Source organism: Vibrio sp. YT-19(2023) (assembly GCF_033337395.1).
This window is the reverse complement of the sequence record NZ_JAWOQN010000536.1, coordinates 1-682: the sequence shown is the minus strand read 5'-3', so window position 1 is coordinate 682 and position 682 is coordinate 1. Positions and strand designations below refer to the sequence as shown.

Here is a 682-nt window from a genome sequence, read left to right as displayed (position 1 = left end):
CACCCCAGTGACGTCAGGTTTGACCTACATGGTCGAACGCTTCAAGAACTTTGAAGGCAGTGCGAACATTCACCTCAACGGCGTGGTTCGTAGCCGCTTGGCAGAGTTTGCAGAAGAGAACCTCTAACCCACATCGATTCACGCACAAAGTAAAAGAGCGCTCCAATGAGCGCTCTTTTTATCAAGATTCAAGTGATTTATTCGGTGCCACCAACAGTCAGTGAATCAAGCTTCAACGTTGGCTGACCAACGCCTACTGGCACGCTTTGACCTGCTTTACCACAAACGCCAACACCTTTATCGATGCTTAAGTCGTTACCGACCATCGACACTTGCTGCATCGCTTCAATGCCTGAACCGATTAGAGTTGCCCCTTTGACGGGACGAGTCACTTTACCATCCTCAATCAAATACGCTTCTGATGCAGAGAACACGAACTTACCAGAGGTGATGTCCACCTGACCACCACCGAAGTTAGGCGCGTAGATGCCTTTCTTCACGGTCGAGATGATTTCTTCTGGTGTGTGTTCACCTGGCAGCATGTAGGTATTAGTCATGCGTGGCATCGGTAAGTGCGCGTAAGATTCGCGGCGACCGTTACCCGTTGGGTTTACCCCCATTAGGCGCGCGTTCAACTTGTCTTGCATGTAGCCTTTCAATACGCCATTTTCGATCAGCGTGT

General features: G+C 50.0%; 1 protein-coding gene. It reads right to left on the bottom strand.

Annotated features, from left to right (window positions below; all coding sequences use genetic code 11):
• Positions 1-197: 197 nt before the first annotated feature.
• The coding region (locus tag R7E78_RS26970; protein WP_318058722.1) for a metallopeptidase TldD-related protein at positions 198-682 on the bottom strand (485 nt) is incomplete at its 5' end.